Origin of the sequence: Streptomyces sp. NPDC048211, assembly GCF_043202315.1 — a bacterium.
Taxonomy (GTDB): Bacteria; Actinomycetota; Actinomycetes; order Streptomycetales; family Streptomycetaceae; genus Streptomyces.
In genome coordinates, this window is sequence record NZ_JBIDAD010000006.1 from 141458 (window position 1) to 158629 (window position 17172).

14 protein-coding genes are annotated in these 17172 nt (G+C 71.4%); 6 read left to right on the top strand and 8 right to left on the bottom strand.

The features are described from left to right. Nucleotides 1–192: 192 nt before the first annotated feature. The 7 genes from ACGFZA_RS22940 to ACGFZA_RS22970 all read right to left on the bottom strand — a co-directional run bounded on the left by ACGFZA_RS22940 (nucleotide 193) and on the right by ACGFZA_RS22970 (nucleotide 10647). Nucleotides 193–396, bottom strand: coding sequence for a cold-shock protein (locus ACGFZA_RS22940; protein WP_015609674.1), 204 nt, complete (start codon nucleotides 394–396; stop codon nucleotides 193–195). A 363-nt stretch (nucleotides 397–759) separates the two neighbouring features. Further along, nucleotides 760–3789, bottom strand: coding sequence for an alpha-mannosidase (locus ACGFZA_RS22945; RefSeq protein WP_393681541.1), 3030 nt, complete (start codon nucleotides 3787–3789; stop codon nucleotides 760–762). Nucleotides 3790–3860: 71 nt separating this feature from the next. Then, entirely contained in the window at nucleotides 3861–5930 is a 2070-nt protein-coding gene (locus ACGFZA_RS22950; protein WP_393681543.1) for an endo-beta-N-acetylglucosaminidase, read from the bottom strand. 97 nt (nucleotides 5931–6027) lie between these two features. Then, nucleotides 6028–7281: a glycosyl hydrolase gene (locus tag ACGFZA_RS22955; protein WP_393681545.1), complete on the bottom strand. Its 1254-nt coding sequence runs from the start codon at nucleotides 7279–7281 to the stop codon at nucleotides 6028–6030. 209 nt (nucleotides 7282–7490) lie between these two features. After that, nucleotides 7491–8351 carry a carbohydrate ABC transporter permease gene (locus ACGFZA_RS22960; protein WP_393681547.1) on the bottom strand — a complete coding sequence of 287 codons (861 nt, stop codon included), beginning with the start codon at nucleotides 8349–8351 and terminating at the stop codon, nucleotides 7491–7493. Next, nucleotides 8348–9217 (bottom strand): carbohydrate ABC transporter permease, encoded by an 870-nt coding sequence (locus tag ACGFZA_RS22965; protein ID WP_385278029.1) that lies wholly within the window; start codon nucleotides 9215–9217, stop codon nucleotides 8348–8350. Before ACGFZA_RS22965 ends, ACGFZA_RS22960 begins: the two co-directional genes overlap by 4 nt. A 143-nt stretch (nucleotides 9218–9360) precedes the next feature. After that, nucleotides 9361–10647: an ABC transporter substrate-binding protein gene (locus ACGFZA_RS22970; RefSeq protein ID WP_393681549.1), complete on the bottom strand. Its 1287-nt coding sequence runs from the start codon at nucleotides 10645–10647 to the stop codon at nucleotides 9361–9363. Nucleotides 10648–11055: 408 nt separating this feature from the next. Here ACGFZA_RS22970 and ACGFZA_RS22975 point away from each other — a divergent pair, with 408 nt between their 5' ends. Then, nucleotides 11056–12117 (top strand): LacI family DNA-binding transcriptional regulator, encoded by a 1062-nt coding sequence (locus tag ACGFZA_RS22975; RefSeq protein WP_393681905.1) that lies wholly within the window; start codon nucleotides 11056–11058, stop codon nucleotides 12115–12117. Between the two features lie 177 nt (nucleotides 12118–12294). Here ACGFZA_RS22975 and ACGFZA_RS22980 read toward each other — a convergent pair whose 3' ends face one another. Further along, entirely contained in the window at nucleotides 12295–12633 is a 339-nt protein-coding gene (locus ACGFZA_RS22980; RefSeq protein WP_385277993.1) for a MerR family transcriptional regulator, read from the bottom strand. Nucleotides 12634–13255: 622 nt separating this feature from the next. On the opposite strand from ACGFZA_RS22980, the gene ACGFZA_RS22985 reads away from it, so the two are divergent. From ACGFZA_RS22985 to ACGFZA_RS23005, 5 genes are all read left to right on the top strand, one after another. Continuing rightward, the gene (locus tag ACGFZA_RS22985) at nucleotides 13256–13702 is read left to right on the top strand and encodes a hypothetical protein (RefSeq protein ID WP_385277991.1); all 447 of its coding nucleotides are present in this window, start codon (nucleotides 13256–13258) and stop codon (nucleotides 13700–13702) included. Nucleotides 13703–13706: 4 nt separating this feature from the next. Then, a complete protein-coding gene (locus tag ACGFZA_RS22990) occupies nucleotides 13707–14267 on the top strand; it encodes a toxin (RefSeq protein ID WP_385277989.1) in 561 nt (186 codons plus the stop codon). Between the two features lie 45 nt (nucleotides 14268–14312). Next, nucleotides 14313–15605: an MAB_1171c family putative transporter gene (locus tag ACGFZA_RS22995; RefSeq protein WP_393681552.1), complete on the top strand. Its 1293-nt coding sequence runs from the start codon at nucleotides 14313–14315 to the stop codon at nucleotides 15603–15605. Beyond that, complete coding sequence (locus ACGFZA_RS23000) at nucleotides 15602–16195, top strand: hypothetical protein (RefSeq protein WP_393681554.1); 594 nt, start codon at nucleotides 15602–15604, stop codon at nucleotides 16193–16195. The genes ACGFZA_RS22995 and ACGFZA_RS23000 overlap by 4 nt, the downstream gene beginning before the upstream one ends. A 117-nt stretch (nucleotides 16196–16312) precedes the next feature. Next, nucleotides 16313–17161, top strand: coding sequence for a GNAT family N-acetyltransferase (locus tag ACGFZA_RS23005; RefSeq protein ID WP_393681556.1), 849 nt, complete (start codon nucleotides 16313–16315; stop codon nucleotides 17159–17161). The last annotated feature ends 11 nt before the right edge of the window (nucleotides 17162–17172 follow it).

Genomic DNA, 17172 nt, shown 5'->3' on the forward strand with positions numbered 1-17172 from the left:
CCATGGCGGATCGTCCGCCGCACGGTGAAGAGCGTGGGTCCTGTCTGCTTCCCCGGCGGCTCGTGGCGGCGGTGCCGACACGGCGTGCACGGGAGGCGGACCCGGGAAAAGCAACGAGCTGGGGCCCGCACCCAAGGTGCGGGCCCCAGCTGTGGATGCGCACTCAGCGCGTGAGCGCCGGTGTCATCGGATTCACGCGGGGGTGATGTTCTCCGCCTGCGGGCCCTTCTGGCCCTGCGTGACGTCGAAGTTCACCTTCTGGCCCTCCTGCAGCTCACGGAAGCCGCTGGCGGCGATGTTCGAGTAGTGGGCGAAGACGTCAGCGCCGCCACCATCCTGCTCGATGAAGCCGAAGCCCTTTTCCGCGTTGAACCACTTGACGGTGCCAGTAGCCATGTTTATCTCCTTCTGGGGCAGAGCCCGGGGACTCGCACTGTGCCAGTCCCGCGTCGCCGCGATGATTACCCCATCCGGATAATGAGCCGGAAAATACAAAAGCGCACCCACCGGCCCATTTAGCCGGGGAGAGCACTTGGAGTCTTTGGGAACCACAACTGCAACTGAGATCTACAGTAGCACAATGAATGCGAGCGGGCGCGGGAAGTAATTACACTCCGTCCGGCGCGTCATAAACCTTCACCGGGCATTGCATAAAATTCTGTGCTTGCGGCTATAGATATTCGTCGCTCCGTGCTACAGCGCTTCGGGCCCGGCGACCCGCCCTCCTCCCGGCCCCGGGCCGGGAGGAGGGCGGACGGGTCAGCCGCGGGTGAACCTCAGCGTGACCAGCTCGAACGGCCGCAGCGCCAACTCGACTCCACCGTCCCGGAGTTCGGGCGCCACCGCATCGGCGGACGAGCGCTCCAGCAGGTCGCACACCGCGACGCCGCCGGCTTCGCAGCCGAGGGCGAGCCGGACCTTGGCGCGACCGCCCGTCGACTCGTAGAGGCGCACCACGAGGTCGCCGCTCGCGTCGTCGGCCAGCTTGACCGCGCTCACCACGACCGCGTCGTTGTCGACGGACACCAGCGGGGCCACCTCCCGGTCACCGGTGACCCGGCGCTCCGGCAGGTTGATCCGGAAGCCCTCGCGGACCGCGTCACCGATCGCCGCACCGGGGACGAGCGCGTGCCGGAAGCGGTGCACGCCCTGGTCGGTCTCCGGGTCGGGGAAGCGGGGGGCGCGCAGCAGCGAGACCCGCACGGTGGTGGTCGTACCGGAGTCGCAGTCGCGGACCGTACGGGTCACGTCGTGGCCGTACGTCGAGTCGTTGACGAGCGCCACGCCCCAGCCCGGCTCCTCCAGGTGGACGAAGCGGTGGTTGCACGCCTCGAACTTGGCGGCCTCCCAGCTGGTGTTGGCGTGGGTGGCCCGGTAGAAGTGCCCGAACTGGGTCTCGGAGGCGTACCGCTCGGCGTGGACGTCCAGCGGGAACGCCGCCTTGAGGAACTTCTCCGTCTCGTGCCAGTCGACCTCGGTGTCGATGTCGAGCCGCTTGGCGCCGGGCGCGAGGGTCAGCAGCTGGGTGACCTTCGAGTCGCCGAAGCTGCGGACGACGCGCACGGTGGCGGCGCCGTCGCCCTCGACGGCCGTGAGCTCGTCGAGGTCCGTCAGGTCGGTGACGGTGTTGCGGTAGAAGGCGTCGACGTCCCAGGCGTCCCACATGTTCGGGAAGTCGGGGTGGATCTGGAGCAGGTTGGCGGCCCGGCCCGGGGCCACCGTCTCGCGCTCGGCGCCGATGTCGTACGCCGAGACGACCAGCCCCCGGCCGTCGATCTCCACCCGGAGCAGACCGTTGTCCAGCACGTAACCTCCGCCCTCGCGCGGGGCGGGGGCCGGGGCTCCGACGGCGGTGGCGGCCGCCGCCGCACCCGCGCCGACGCCGCCGCGCGGGTGCGGGGCGGAGTTGAAGACGAGGACCTCGCCCGTCGTGGAGTCACCGGCCAGGGCCCGCTGGGCTGCGTCGATGATGCCGTTCAGCTCCTCGGCGACGGCCGCGTACGTCTTCTCCGCCTCACGGTGCACCCAGGCGATCGACGAGCCGGGCAGGATGTCGTGGAACTGGTGCAGCAGCACCGTCTTCCAGATCCGGTCCAGCTGCTCGTACGGGTAGGAGGACCCGGTCCGCACGGCGGCGGTGGCGGCCCACAGCTCGGCCTCCCGCAGCAGGTGCTCGCTGCGGCGGTTGCCCTGCTTCGTCTTCGCCTGGCTGGTGAGGGTGGCGCGGTGCAGCTCCAGATAGAGCTCGCCGACCCACACGGGTGCGTTCGGGTACTCCGCCTCCGCCTTGGTGAAGAAGTCGGCGGGGGTCTCCCACGTGACCGTCGCGGAGCCCTCCAGGCTGCGCATCCTGGCGGCCTTGGCGATCATCTCGCGGGTGGTGCCGCCACCGCCGTCGCCCCAGCCGGTCGGGGCGAGGGAGTGCTGCGCGACCCCCTTGTCCTTGAAGTTCTTCGCCGCGTGGGCGATCTCGCTGCCCTTCATCGAGCAGTTGTAGGTGTCGACGGGCGGGAAGTGCGTGAAGATCCGGGTGCCGTCGATGCCCTCCCACTGGAAGGTGTGGTGCGGGAACTTGTTGGTCTGGCTCCACGAGATCTTCTGCGTGAGCAGCCACTTGGAGCCCGCTGCCTTGATGATCTGCGGCAGGCCGGCCGCGAAGCCGAAGGTGTCGGGCAGCCACGCCTCGTCGTTCTCGATGCCGAACTCGTCGAGGAAGAAGCGCTTGCCGTGCACGAACTGGCGGGCCATCGCCTCGGAGCCCGGCATGTTCGTGTCGGACTCGACCCACATGCCGCCGGACGGCACGAAGCGCCCCTCCGCGACGGCCTTCTTGACCTTCGCGTAGACCTCGGGGCGGTGCTCCTTGATCCAGGCGAACTGCTGGGCCTGGGACATCGCGAAGACGAAGTCGGGCTCGTCCTCCAGGAGCGCGGTCATGTTGGACGTCGTGCGGGCGACCTTGCGGACCGTCTCGCGCAGCGGCCAGAGCCAGGCGGAGTCGATGTGCGCGTGGCCGACGGCGCTGATGCGGTGCGCGGACGGCTGGGCGGGCGTCGCGAGGACGCCGGCGAGCTGCTCGCGTGCGGCGGCCGCGGTGCCGTTCACGTCCTGGAGGTCGACCGCGTCCAGGGCGCGGCCGATGGCCCGCAGGATGTCCCAGCGCCGGGCGCCCTCGACGGGCAGTTCCTGCATCAGCTCGCCCAGCACCTCCAGGTCCTGGACGAGGTTCCAGACGTGCTCGTCGAAGACCGCGAGGTCCATCCGGGCGAGGGTGTACTGCGGTTCGTCGCCCGCGGTGTCCTTGTCGCCGAGCGTCGTCGGCAGGAAGGGGTGGTAGTCGAGGATGACCGGGTTGGAGGCCGCCTCGATGTGCAGCAGCACTTCCTCGCCGCCCTCGGCGGGTGCCCCGACGCGCACCCACTGGTTGCGCGGGTTGAGACCCTTCACCGGGGTGCCGTCGGGGCGGTAGACGAGGCCCTCGCACTGGAAGCCCGGCATGTTCTCGTCGAAGCCGAGGTCGAGCAGCGCCTCGACGGTCCGGCCCGCCCAGGCCTCGGGGACCGTACCGGAGACCCGGAACCAGCAGGTGCCCCACGGAGCGCCCCACCGGTCGCCGACCGCGATCGGCTCCGTCGGACCGGCCAGTCCCTCCGCGACGGGGACGGGCTCACCCGGTGCGTTCCAGACGGCGACGTCCAGCGGGACGGATTCCGGATATACGGCCGGCCGGATGCGCTCGTCGAGAACGCGCTTCAGACGGGCTTCGACCAGGCTGCGGTCGTCGTGCATGAGGGTGGCTCCGTTGTGAGGTGGGTGCGGGTGGGGGGTGATCGCGGTGGGGTGGGGGGTGCTCGCGTTGCTTACCAGCGGTGCGCGGTGGTGGCGGCGCCGGACGTCGTGTAGAGCTCGCCAACGGCCCTGACCAGGAAACGGGCGGCCTTTTCGCCCGGTTCCCGATGGAGGCCCGGAACGAAGAAGGCGGTGCCGGGCGTGCCGCCGAGGAAGCGCTCGGTGCCGTCGGACAGGAGCCGGTACAGCTCGTAGTGGCGGGGCCGGCCGGCCGCCCGCTGCCAGCGCAGGCGCAGGTCGGTCCCGTCCGCGCCGGACGTCGCGCCGGTGATGCGCAGACCGGCCGGCGCGGACGGGACCTCCACCGCGTCGCGGACGGCCAGGGCGCCGAGCCGCCAGCGCACGTGGCCGGCCCCCGTGAGCCGCACCCCCAGGGCGTGGACGGTCCCGGTCAGGGAGCTCAGCCGCACGGTGGCGGTGGTCCAGCCGGCGCCGCCCGGCCGCAGTTCGCCGACGGGGACGTACGTGTACGCGATCGGGTCGCCGGGACGGTCGGGTTCGTGCTGCGCGACGGCCAGTTCGACGGTGACCGGGCCCGATCCCGGGTCGGTCCGGTGGGTGAGCTCGACGACGGTGCGCCGGGAGAGGGGCAGCCGCGTGCCGTAGAGCTCGACGGTGGCCGGGGCGTCGAGGTCGCCGTCGACGAGGAGGCTGCTGCCGCCGCGCCAGGCGTCGGCGAAGTCGAAGGCGACGGACGGGGTCCGGCCGTCGGTACGGACGACCCACCGGCGGCCCGGCAGCCGGTCCTGGAGCCCCAGGTGGTTCCACTCGGTGTCCGAGACCGCCCGGCCGTTCTCGTACCAGCGCAGACCGTGGCCGGTGTTGAAGGTGGTGGCGAACGGAAGGCGGTCGACGGTGGAGCGGTCGGCCACCGCCGTGGCGGGGGCGCGCCAGCTGTCCGCGCGGTCCGGGCGGGCCGGGTCGAGGGACTGTCCGGTCCAGAACCGCTGGTCGGCGGCGTGGAACTGGGCGGGGGTCCGGCCCTCCGGGAGATGGCTGCGGGTCCACTCGGGCCGGTAGAAGCCGTACGAGAGGGTGTGGGGTCCGTCGGCGGGGATGATCGCGTCCCAGTCGACGGCCTTGTTCCAGCCGCTCGATTCGACGTCGACGCCCGCCCACAGGTCGTAGCGGCTCCGGCCGGCCTCCTCGGCGTTCGTCCCGGAGGCGGTGAGTGTGCCGGGGGTCCAGCGGAAGTCCACGAACATCGAGTCCGCTTCCTCGAACAGCGCCGTGTTCTCGGCGTTCAGCGCCCCCTGCCAGCCGACCTCGCCCCGCACCGTCATCGCGTCGTACCAGGTGATGCGCAGACCGGCGGCGTCGCTGCGCGCCCGCAGGTCGGTGACGAAGGCGAGCATCTCGGCGCCGAGCGCGGCGTCCCCGCCCTCCGTCTCCGCGTTGATGAACCAGCCGTCGAAGCCGTGCGCGACGGCCACCTCCACGAGCTTCGCGGCCAGCGGGAACCGTCCGGCCCCGTCCCGCTGCACGAGGTCGCGCGTCCACCGCAGATCGCCGCCGTGGTGCACGGGCGGCAGGAACACGGTGCCGAGGACGGGGACGCCGTTGCGGTGCGCGGCGTCCACGACCGGGGCGTTCGGCGCGAGGACCAGGCCCTCGCCCGCCGAGCCGCCCCAGAAGACGAGCTCGTCGATGTACGCCCACTGGCTCAGCGCGTAGTGGTCGGCGGTGCCGGAGCCCTGCGACGGGTTGCCCGCGGTGTTCCCGAAGGCCACCAGGCTGGAGATGCGCGCCTGGTCGGTACGGGCCGTGGTGTTCACCGGGACCGGCGTGAAGCGGTCGGCCAGCGGGACCGTCGAGGTGTTGAAGGCCAGGTCGGGGTCCTTCTCGGCGCGCCATGCCTTCAGGCTCCGCCAGGTGACGCCCTCGCCCGGGGTGCCGTCGGGCACCGAGTCGGGGAACCAGTAGGAGGCGAACGGCTGGGAAGCGGTCTTCGCCGAGGCGGCGGTGGACGCCGCCGCCGATCCGGCGAAGGCCGGCGTCAGGAGGGCTGCGGCCGTTGCCGCGCCCGCGAGGACGACGGTGCGGCGGGTGGGCTCGGACGGGCGCGAGGGGGGCTGGATCATGGTGTGCTCCGTATCGTGCGAGAGGCGATTCCGGTGCTGTGCGGGGTCGTGCTGTGCGAGGTCGTGCCGTACGGGGTGATGCCGTGCGGGGGCGCGGTCACCGGACGCGGTCCGGTGCGACGACCTCCGTGATGGAGCGGGCGGCCAGGTGCTGCGCGTCGTCGGCCTTGCTCGCGAGCACGGCCGTCGGACGGACGCCGTCCGCGGTGAGCCGGGCGAAGGCCTCGAAGACGGCCCCGCCGGGGGCGCACACCGAGCGGCGCGGTGCGGTCGTGTCGTCGCCGGTGTCGACGATGACGGCCGTCGTCCGGGGAGCGGGCCTGCGGCTTCGGCCGCGGTACTCCTCGACGATCCGGGCGATGGCGCGGCCGGCCGGTTTGACCTGCCGGTCGTTGGTCAACAGGCCCAGCCCGTACTCGAGTTCGGGGAAGTCCGCCAGCGAGCGGGACACGTCGTGGGAGCACCACCAGGTGACGCCCCACACGTCCTCGCAGTCCAGGGCGTTCTCGACGGTCGCCTCCGTGAAGGCGGCGGCGTGCTCGGCGGGGATCAGCGGGGCCGGTGCGCCGACCTCCTGGAGCCAGACCGGCCGGTGCGGGTCGAGCGCCCAGGCCTTGGAGAGTTCGATCAGGTAGGCGGCGTGGTGCTCGGTGGCCGTGCCGGTGCGGCCGTGACGCTGGGCGGTGCCGTTGAAGACCCAGGAGTGCACGGCGGTGGCGGCGCCGGTGCGGGCCGCGTGCGCGGGGGTGAACGCGTGGTCGTCCTGGTACCAGGCGGCGTCGTACTCGGCGTGCAGATGGAGCTTGCCGGGTGCCCCCTCCTCGCAGGCGTCGAGCATCCTGGTCAGCCAGGCGCCCGCCTGCTCGGGCGTGATGCGGTCCGGGTCGGGGTGCGGGTCCCCGGAGAACTGGTTGATCTCGTTGCCGAGGGTCATCCCGATGAAGTGCGGCCGGTCGGCGAGCGCAGCGGCGAGCGTGCGCAGGTACTCGGCCTGCCCGGCGAGCACGTCGGGGTCGGTGAAGAGGTTGCGCCGGTGCCAGGTCCCGGTCCAGGCGGGCAGGAAGTCGAAGCTCGACAGATGCCCCTGGAGCCCGTCCACGCTGACGTCGAGCCCACGCTCGGCGGCGGCGTCGGCGAGCTGGACCAGCTGCTCCACGGCGCGCGGGCGGATCAGGGTGCGGTTGGGCTGGAAGAGGGGCCAGAGCGGGAAGACCCGGATGTGGTCGAGGCCGAGACCCGCGATCGAGTCCAGGTCGGCCCGTACGGAGTCGAGGTCGAAGTCCAGCCAGTGGTGGAACCAGCCTTCGCTGGGGGTGTAGTTAGCGCCGAAGCGCAGCGGGGATGAGCTCATACGGAACACGGGTCCTGGTTCTGTGGTGCGGGGCCTGTACGGGGTGGTCCCGCGGTGGCGGGGCCGGGTGCGTGCGACCGCGAGGCCGCTGAGCGCTCTCACGGCGGGACTGCCGGCGCGTTTCGGCGACGCCGCGAGCGCGCGCGCCCGGTCCCGTGACGCCGTGGGACGACCCGGTACAGGGCCTGGGGAGGGAGAGCGGCGGTGGGTCAGCCCTTGACGGCGCCTTCGCCGACACCCCGGAAGAAGAAGCGCTGCAGACCGGCGAAGAGCACGATGAGCGGGAGCACGGCGATGATCGTGCCGGCGGCGACGAGCCGTTCGTCGTTCGCGAACGTGCCGTGCAGATAGTTCAGCCCGATGGTCAGGGTGAAGTTCTCCGGGTCGCTGAGGACGATCAGAGGCCACAGGAAGTCGTCCCACGAGCCCATGAAGGCGAAGATAGCGACGACGGCGAGGGTGCCCTTGACCGAGGGCAGCGCGATCCGCAGGAAGCGCTGCCAGACGTTGGCGCCGTCCACGAAGGCCGCTTCCTCCACCTCCTCGGGGAGGTTCAGGAAGGCGTTGCGCATCAGCAGGACGTTCATCGCCCCGATGGATCCGGGCAGCAGCACGCCGAGCAGGGTGTTGTTCAGTCCGAGATCACGCATGGTGGTGAACTGGGCGATGATGATGCCCTCCACCGGTACGAGCATGGCGAGGATGAACACCAGCGTCGCGGCCCTGCGGCCCCGGTAGCGCAGCCGGGCCAGCGCGTAGCCGGCCAGGGCGGCGCCCACGCAGTTGGTGACCACGTTGGCGGCGGCGACCTTGAGGGAGTTGAAGGCGTAGTCCCACACCGGGATGGTGTCGGCGACCCGGCTGTAGTTGTCCAGGGTCGGATCGCTCGGGAAGAACTTCGGCGGCGAGCTGAAGATGTCCTCGCCCGGACCCTTCAGGGACGTCGAGAGCTGCCACAGGAACGGTCCCACGGTCAGCGCGAGTACGGCGAGCAGCAGCACGTAGCGCAGGACGAGCTGCCAGGCCGGGATGCGGCGTCCCTCGGCGTCGGTGGTCTTCAGGATGCTCACGCGTCCTCCTTGCGGTCGGCGCGGAGCACCAGGAGCATCAGGCCGACGGTGACGACGAAGATGACGACCGAGATGGCGGAGGCGTAGCCGACCCGCCCGGTCAGCCCGGTGCCGACCCGCTGGACGAGCATCACCAGGGTGGTGTCCTCACCCGCGGGGCCGCCGGAGGGGCCGGCCATCAGGTAGACCTCGGAGAAGACCTTGAAGGCGGAGACCGAGGACAGCGCCGCGACCAGCACCATGGTGGAGCGGATGGCGGGGACGGTGACGGTGAAGAAGCGGCGCACGACTCCGGCGCCGTCCACGGACGCGGCCTCGTGCAGCTCCCGCGGTACGTTCGCCAGCGCGGCCAGGTAAATGATCATGTAGTAGCCGAGGCCCTTCCAGACCGTGACCGTCATCGCGCTGCCCAGCAGCAGCCACTGGTCGCTGAGGAAGCCGACCTTGCCGATGCCCACCGCCTCCAGGAGCGAGTTGATCAGCCCGCGCTCGTCGAGCATCCAGACCCAGATCAGTCCGACGACGACGATGGAGGCGACGACCGGCGTGTAGAAGGCCGAGCGGAAGAAGGAGATGCCGGGGATGTGCCGCTGGACGAGCATCGCCAGCAGCAGCGGCAGGATGACGAGGGCGGGCACGACGCCGACGACGTACAGCGCGCTGTTGCGCAGCCCGATCCAGAACATCTCGTCGTGCAGCAGCTCCCGGAAGTTCGCGAGGCCCACGAACGTGCCCGGGACCAGGGTCCGGCGGTCGGTGAAGGCGTTGACCAGCGTGCTGAAGAACGGGAAGAGGCTGAAGGCGCCGACGACGACGAGTCCGGGCGCCGCGAACAGCCAGGGGCTGAGGGCGAGATGCCGTCTGATCCGGCCGGCGGGCGGGCGGTCGCGCCGGGCCGCCGTTCCCGCCGCGCCGGGGCCCGGCGTGCTCGCCGGGGCTCCGGTGCGGACGGTCCCGGTGCGGGACGTCGCGGGGGCGGGGGTGGGTGCGGGGGAGTTCACGGGGCGTCTCAGCTCTGCTGCAACAGCCGGTCACAGGCCTTGACAGCGTTGTCAAGAGCTTCCTTGGGGCTCTGCTTTCCTTGCAGCGCCTTGGCGATCTGGTTCCGCAGCTCGGTCTTCATCTGCTCGCTGAACAGGACCGGGGTGTAATTGACGGCCGTCTTCAGGGACTTGGCGGCGGCGACCCGTACGCGGGTCTCGTCGGTGCCGTCCTCCTTCGTGAAGTACGGATCGTCGAGGGATCCGGCGGTGCTCGGGAAGATGGCGACCTGCCGGGCGAAGTCCATCTGCCGGGTCGCGTCGGTCATGTAGTGGGCGAAGGCCACGGCGGCGGGCGTCTGCTTCGTCTGCGCGTTCACCATGATGCCCATGACGTACATGTTGGCCTTGCCGGTGCTGCTGACCTGGTCGGTGATGCCGATGTTCTTGTAGAGGCCCGGCGCCTGCTTCTTGAAGTTGGCCAGGTCCAGCGCGCTGCCGGGGTTCATGGCCACGGACCCGGTGAGGAACTTGTGCCCCGACGACTCGGGGGTCGCGGTCAGCGCCTGCGCGTCGAGCGCCTTGGCGTCGTACAACTCCTTGTAGTGCGTCAGGAGTTCGACGCCCTTGGCGTCGTTGAAGGCGAAGCCCGTGCCCTCCTTGTTCATCAACTGCCCGCCGTAGCGGCCGAAGTCCTCGATGGTGGGCACGTTGGCGAGCGTGGCGACCTTGCCGCCGGTCTTCGAGGCCAGCTTCAGACCGTCCGCGAAGACCTGGTCGTAGGTGGTCGGCGGCTTCTCCGGGTCGAGCCCGGCCTCCTTGAACAGGCTCTTGTTGTAGAACATCGGCCCGGTGTTGAGGTACCAGGGGAAGGCGTACGTTCCCTCCTTGCCCGGTACCTGATGGGCCTTCCAGGCGCCGTCCAGATACTCCTTGCGGTACTGCGGCGCCGCCTTGTCGAGGTCCAGCGCGATGCCCGCCTCGGCCAGCGGGGCCACCAGGTCCGGCGACACGTTGACGACGTCCGGCAGGGTGCCGCCGGCCGCGTCCGCGCTGATCTTGTCCGCGTAGCCCTCACCCGGCCGGTCCACCCACTTGACGTCGGTGCCCGGGTACTTCTTCTCGAAGTCCGCGATCACGCCGTTGAAGTAGTCCTTGAAGTTCGCCTGAAGGTTCCAGGTCTGGAAGGTGATCTTGCCTTCCACCTTGCCGGAGGCGTCGGCCGAGCCCGCTCCGGACCCACCGCCGCACGCACTCAACGGCAGGACGGTTGCGAGGACGGCGGCAGTGGCGACTGCTCTGCGGGAGATGCGCACGGTGAACGGCTCCTTTGCTCGGACCAGGCGTGCGGACGGCGAACCGGGGTGCTGACCCGTCGGCTGCGTTCGCCCAGCAGACCCTGCAATGCGTCCGGCCGAAAGTCAATACATTCTCCGGAAATCAGCAATGCTCAACTACATACATGCAGGTCAGAGCCGTGTGATAGCGCATTCAGGGACCTCAACTAATGCGCTTTAGATGAGATCGACTCAAGCGCATTAGTTGCCTCGGCACATCACTCGACCAATGATCCGGAAGCGCCTACGATGCCCCCGGGGGCGAGCGAACCCGACGTCCGACGAGCAGCACAGGGAACGCAGGGAAAGAGGCACCGGGTGACACCGAAGGGGCCGCCGGCCGGGGACGCTTCGCCGGTCAGACGCACACCCGCGCGCCGGCCGACGATGAAGGACATCGCCCAGCGGGCGGGGGTCTCGGAGAGCGCCGTCTCCTTCGCGCTCAACGACCGGCCGGGCGTCTCGGAACTCACCCGCGACCGTGTCCGGCGCGTGGCCGAGCAGCTGGGCTGGCGCCCGAGCACGGCGGCCCGTGCGCTGTCGGGCGAGGGGTCGGCCACCGTGGGGCTCGTGGTGGCGCGACCGGCGGCCAACCTGGGCGTGGACTCGTTCTTCCTGCAGCTGATCTCCGGCATCCAGGAGGTCCTGGCCGAGCGCCAACTCGGCCTGCTCTTCCAGGTGGTGGAGGACGTGACGGCCGAGTGCGCCGTCTACCGCCGCTGGTGGGCCGAGCACCGGGTCGACGGGGTGCTCGTCGTCGACCCGCGCACCGACGACCCCCGCGTCGGCCTCCTGGACGAACTGGGTCTGCACGGCGTCGTCATCGGGGCCCTCCCCGGCAGCGACACCGACCCGCACCCGGGCCTCTCACAGGTGCGCGCCGACGACGCCGGCGTCATGGCGGCCATCGTCGGCCGGCTGCACGAGCTGGGCCACCGCCGCATCGTGCACATCGCCGGCCTGCCCTCGCTCGCGCACACCGACCGGCGCATCCGGTCCCTGCGCGTCGAGGCCGACCGGCGCGGCCTGACCGAGGCCCACTCGGTGACCACGGACTACTCCGACACCGAGGGCGCGGCCGTGACCCGCCGGGTCCTGGAGCGGCCCCACCCGCCGACCGCGCTGATCTACGACAACGACGTGATGGCCGCGGCCGGGGTGGCGGTCACCGCCGGGCTCGGCCTCCAGGTGCCGGGCGATGTGTCGGTGGTCTCGTGGGAGGACTCGGCGCTGTGCCGGCTCACCGCGCCGTGGCTCACCGCGCTGTCCAGGGACACGGTCGCGTTCGGCCGGCTCGCGGCCCGGGAACTGACCGCCCTGCTCGACGGCGGTGCGGCGCGCACGGTTCAGGTACCGCTGCCCCGGCTGATCGAGCGCGGCAGTACGGCGCCCGCGCGGGACGGCGGGGACGGCGACCGGGGCGGCGCGGGCAGGGACGGCGCGGGCTGAGCCAGGGGCCGCGGGTACGGGCACGACGGCGGGAGCGGCTCGCGTACGGGGCGGGCACGGCAGCCGGGGGCGACGACCGGGGCAGCGCGGGCACGACGACCCGGGGCTGCACGAGTACGGCGCGGTGCGGCACGGCGGCCGGGGCCGCACGAGCACGGGCAGGAGGGCGCGGCCCGCTCAGGCCGTGTCGCCGCCCGGGGTGGGCCGGCGCAGCTCCTCGTTCAGCCGGAGCGCCTCTTCGAGCTGGTCCTCCAGGATCACGATGCGGCACGCGGCCTCGATCGGTGTTCCGCCGTCGACGAGTTCGCGGGCGCGGGCCGCGATGCGCAGCTGGTAGCGGGAGTAGCGGCGGTGGCCGCCCTCCGACCGCAGGGGGGTGATCAGGCGGGCCTCGCCGATCGCGCGGAGGAATCCGGGCGTGGCGCCGATCATCTCCGCGGCGCGGCCCATCGTGTAGGCGGGGTAGTCGTCGTCATCGAGACGGTCAGTGGCATGCGGAGGGGTTTCGGGGGGCATGTGCACCTGCCGCGTATCGCTGACTTCGTTGACCGAACGAGAAACTCTCATTGTGCGAGCCATCGTGTCTAGCATAGTCGCGACAGATTTCCCGGGCCGGACGGGGGAAATAATCTGGTCCGGCCCGTTCCAGGCGCCCTTCGGCCCGCCGCCGGGCCGTTCCGGGAGCGCCCGGGAGCCCCCGTCGCCGCAGGCTCGGGAGGCACCGGCCGGGGGCCCGCCAAGAACACTGACCGGCCGGTCAGTTGATGACTGCCTGACCAGGGGCCATAATGCAGACGTAGCCCTTCACGCATCCCCCGTCGTGAAGGGCTACACCCATGTGCGCGTCCGGCCCTCGCACGAGGGCGGGTGCGCGCAGGCGTTTTCATGGGCAAGGGACTCCCCTCGTGGTCCCCTGCCCATGTTTTTTCGAGTTAACAGTGACGTAGAGTGTTTGCGCAAGCCCGTTCCGGACACCGGAGCGAGATGCTCCGCTTCATCCCCTTACGGTCTCCCCCCAGCGCTCCCCGCCCGGCGGACGACGCGTCGGAGTTGGTTACAGTACGAGCCCGTTGACCGAATCGAGCACCGCACGGAGCAGGAGAGACGCCCGGGCGGCGGACGTGAACGTGGGGGCCGGATGGACAACGGCGAAGAACGCGCGCCGGAGCTGCGAACGCTGCGGCAGAAGGTCGAGTACATGGTCGAGAAGACCTTCCCCGGCCGCAAGATCTCGGGACGGGTCTTCGCCGACCTGGTCAAGGAGCGCGGCGGGTCCCTCTCCCACAGCTACTTCTCCAACATCCTCGCCGGCAAGGTGACCCAGCCGTCCGAGGACATCCTCAAGGCGCTCGGACTCGGCTTCGGCGTGGACTGGCGCTTCTTCAAGGAGGAGTCCGAGGTCGTCGACGACGTCGTCGCGGGGCTCCAGTTCCTGGCGAAGCGCCGTACCGGCGAGATCAGCGGGCTGGCGGGCCGGGGGCTGGACGAGGACGGACTGCCGCCGGAGCTGCTGCAGTTCGCGCTCTCCCTGCTGAAGGACGCGCAGGACCGGCAGCCACCGGCCGACGGCGAACCACGGAGCTAGGCCGGTGTCCATGCGCGAACTGCGGAAGGAGTGCGAGGCCGGGCTGGCCGGCCTCCCGCTTCCCTCCCCCTTCACGGTCGAGGGACTGGTGGCCAACATGGAGGCGGCGAGCGGCCGCACCCTCGTGCTCCAGGAGATGCCCGACCGGCTGGCCCGCGTCAACGCCGCCTGCGGGCTGCGGCTGAAGGCCGGCGGGACCAGCGTCGTGCTCTACCGCCGCCGCCCCACCGCGTACCAGACCCAGCACGTCATCCTGCACGAGCTGTGTCACGAGTGGTTCGACCACGGCACCTCGCTGGACGCGGAGCAACTGCGCCGGCTGCTGCCCGTCTTCGACACCTCCCTGATCGCCCGGGTCGTCGGCCCGGACGCGCTGACCGGCCCGGACGCCGTGCAGGCCCGCGCGCAGTACGACACCCACGACGAACGCATGGCCGAATTGGGCGCCTCGCTCATCCCCCGCATGGCGCGGGACGTGACGAGCGATGACATGGTGGGGCGGCTCGCCAACTCGCTCTCGCGCCCCGTCGCCCACCGCCGCCGCGGCCTGTTCCGCCGCACGTAGCGCCACTCCCCCCGCCCCCGTTCCCCCACCACAAGGACTCCCGCCGTGACCCCGCTCGACGTCGCCGGCTATCTGATAGCCGGCCTGATGACAGCCGTTGCCCTGTGGCGCATGCCGGCCGCCCTGTGGGGCGACGAGGAGGACCGGCGCCGCCGGGCCCTGTGGGGCTGTTACGCGGGGTTCGCCGCCGCGCTCTGGACCAAGACGCGCGCGGTGCGCATCGGGCTCAACGACAGCCCGGTCACCGACCTGTCGGTGCTGATCAAGCACTACACGGCGACGATCGCGATTCTGGCCATTCTCAGCTACATCGTGGCGATCTACGGCCAGTACGCCGATGCCGGGGACGTCCCGCGCCACGTGCGGTTCGCGCGGATGATCCAGCAGGTCGCGGCGAAGGCGTCCGTCGCCACGCTGGTGCTGCTGACGGTGCTGTTCTTCACGGTCGTCGACCGGTCCACGCCGTCGGACCGCTTCGTCGCCGACCACGCGGGGCAGGGGGGCGCGACGCTCTACATGAGCGTGTTCTACCTCTACCTCGGCGCCGCGTCCGCCGTCTGCGCGTACCAGTGGGCGCTCGCCACCGCGGGCGCTGCCCAGCGCCATCTGCGGATCGGCCTGGGGATGATGACGTTCGCCATGGTCATCGGCGTCGGCTACACCGTCAGCCGCACGCTGTTCCTCTGGGTCAGCGTCATCGACCAGCCCGGCGAGGCCTTCGCGCTGAAGTTCGACGAGGTCACGGAGGCTTCGCAGGTGGCGCTGTTCGCCTTCTTCGCGATCGGCGCCTCCATCCCCGCATTCAGCAACGTCCGCCGCCGGGCGACGCTCTGGCGGGCCCAGGTGAAGCTGCACGCGCTCTGGTACGAGCTGATGGCGGCCTTCCCCGACCAGCCCTTCGACCCCCCGGCCCCGCTCCTGCGCGAGCTCACCCGCTTCGGCACCCCCGCCGACCTCCGGGTCGACCGGTGGGCCGCGGACATCGCCGACGCGGTGGAGAAGCTGCGCCACTACGTGCCCGACGCACTGCTGCCGGCCGCCGAGGCCGCCGCCATGGACGGGAACGCCGGCCGGGAGCGGTCCGGGCCGCTGGCCGACGCCTACTGGATCAAGGCGGCCCTCTCGGCCAGGACCGCCGGGGCGACGGCGGGCAAGGCGGCCGTCGTCGGTACCCAGCACGCCACCGACCAGGACGGCGAGGTCGCCTGGCTGGTCCGGGTGGCGGCGGCGTACCGCACGGTCACGCCGGAGCGGGCCCGGCAGGTCCTCGAATCCGCCGCGGCGCCCGGAGCGCCCGCCACGGTCACCCCGGTCAAGGAGCAGGAGCAGCAGGCATGAGCACGAGCACCACCCAGGACACCGGCACCTCCGCCGCGCGCACCGTGACGGACGTCCTCCAGCCGCGCAACCTCCTGCTGGCCGGCATGCTCGCCATCGGGCTGGCGGCGGCGGGCCACTGGACCGGGCTGCTCTGGGGACTCCTCGGCGCCCTGTGCGCCGGGCTCGTGCCCGCCGGCTACATCGAGTGGGAGCGCGGGCGCGGCACCTGGGGCGACCGCCACGTCGTCGACCGGACCAAGCGGGCCCCGATCTTCCTCGTCATCCTCGGCTCCATCGGCATCGGCTCGGCGGTCATGGTGCTGGGCGGCGCACCCTCGGGCATCCTGACGGCCATGCTCGGGCTCTGGGTGATGACCGTCGCCCTGCTGGCCGTCAACACGGTCTGGAAGATCTCGGTCGACGCCTCGGTCGCCTCGGCCGTGGTCGCGCTGCTCGCCGCGGTGCACTCGCCGTGGTGGCTGTTCGGGTACGCGATGACGGCCGCCGTGTGCTGGTCGCGGGTCGCGCTCGGCTACCACACGGTCGGCCAGGTGACGGCGGGGACGGCGCTGGGCGCGGCGACGGCGGGCGCGTTCCTGTTCGTGTGAACCGGGACGGCGGGCGCGTTCCTGTTCGTGTGAACCGGGACGGCGGGTGCGTTCCTGTTCGTGTGAACGGGGCGAGGCGTCGTTGAACCGGCCGCGCGGGAGGTCCATGGTGGATCCGTGCCGACATTCGAGATCACCACAGCCAGCGCGGACGACATCAGGATGATGGCGGACTGGGCCCATGCCGAGGGCTGGAACCCTGGCCTGACGGATGGTCAGGCGTTCTTCGCCGCCGACCCGTGCGGCTTCCTGATCGGCCGCCTCGACGGGGTGCCCGCCTCCTGCGTCTCCGTGGTCCGCTACGGCTCCGGCTTCGGCTTCCTGGGCTTCTACCTGACCCGCCCGGAACTGCGCGGACAGGGATACGGGAGCCGGACCTGGGCCGCCGGGACGGCGCGGCTGGCCGGGCGCAACACCGGCCTCGACGGGGTGGTCGAGCAGCAGCCCAACTACCGGAAGTCCGGATTCCGTCCGGTCTGGACGAACCTTCGGTACGAGGGTCTCGCCCCGGTCGGCGTCGCACCCCCGGCCGGCGTCACCCTGGTGGACGCCCGCACGCTGCCCTTCGACCGGGTCACCGCGTACGACCGGCTGTTCTTCCCCGAGCAGCGGGACAGCTTCCTCGCCGCCTGGACGACCACCCCCGGACGCACCGCGCTGGTCGCGCTGTCCGAGGGCGAGGTGCGGGGGCTCGCCGTGCTCCGCGCCTGCCGGACGTCCTCCCGCATCGGCCCGCTGTACGCGGCCACGCCGGAGATCGCCCGTGCCCTGGTGAGCGCGCTCGCGGCCACCGATCCGTCCACGCCCGTCGCCGTGGACGTACCCGACGTGAACCCGGCGGCGGTGCGGCTGGCCGAACAGCTGGGGCTCACCCCGTCGTTCGAGACGGCCCGCATGTACACCGGACCGGCGCCGGACGTCGACCACACCGGGCTGTTCGGCATCACCAGTCTCGAACTGGGGTGATCCGCCGCCCC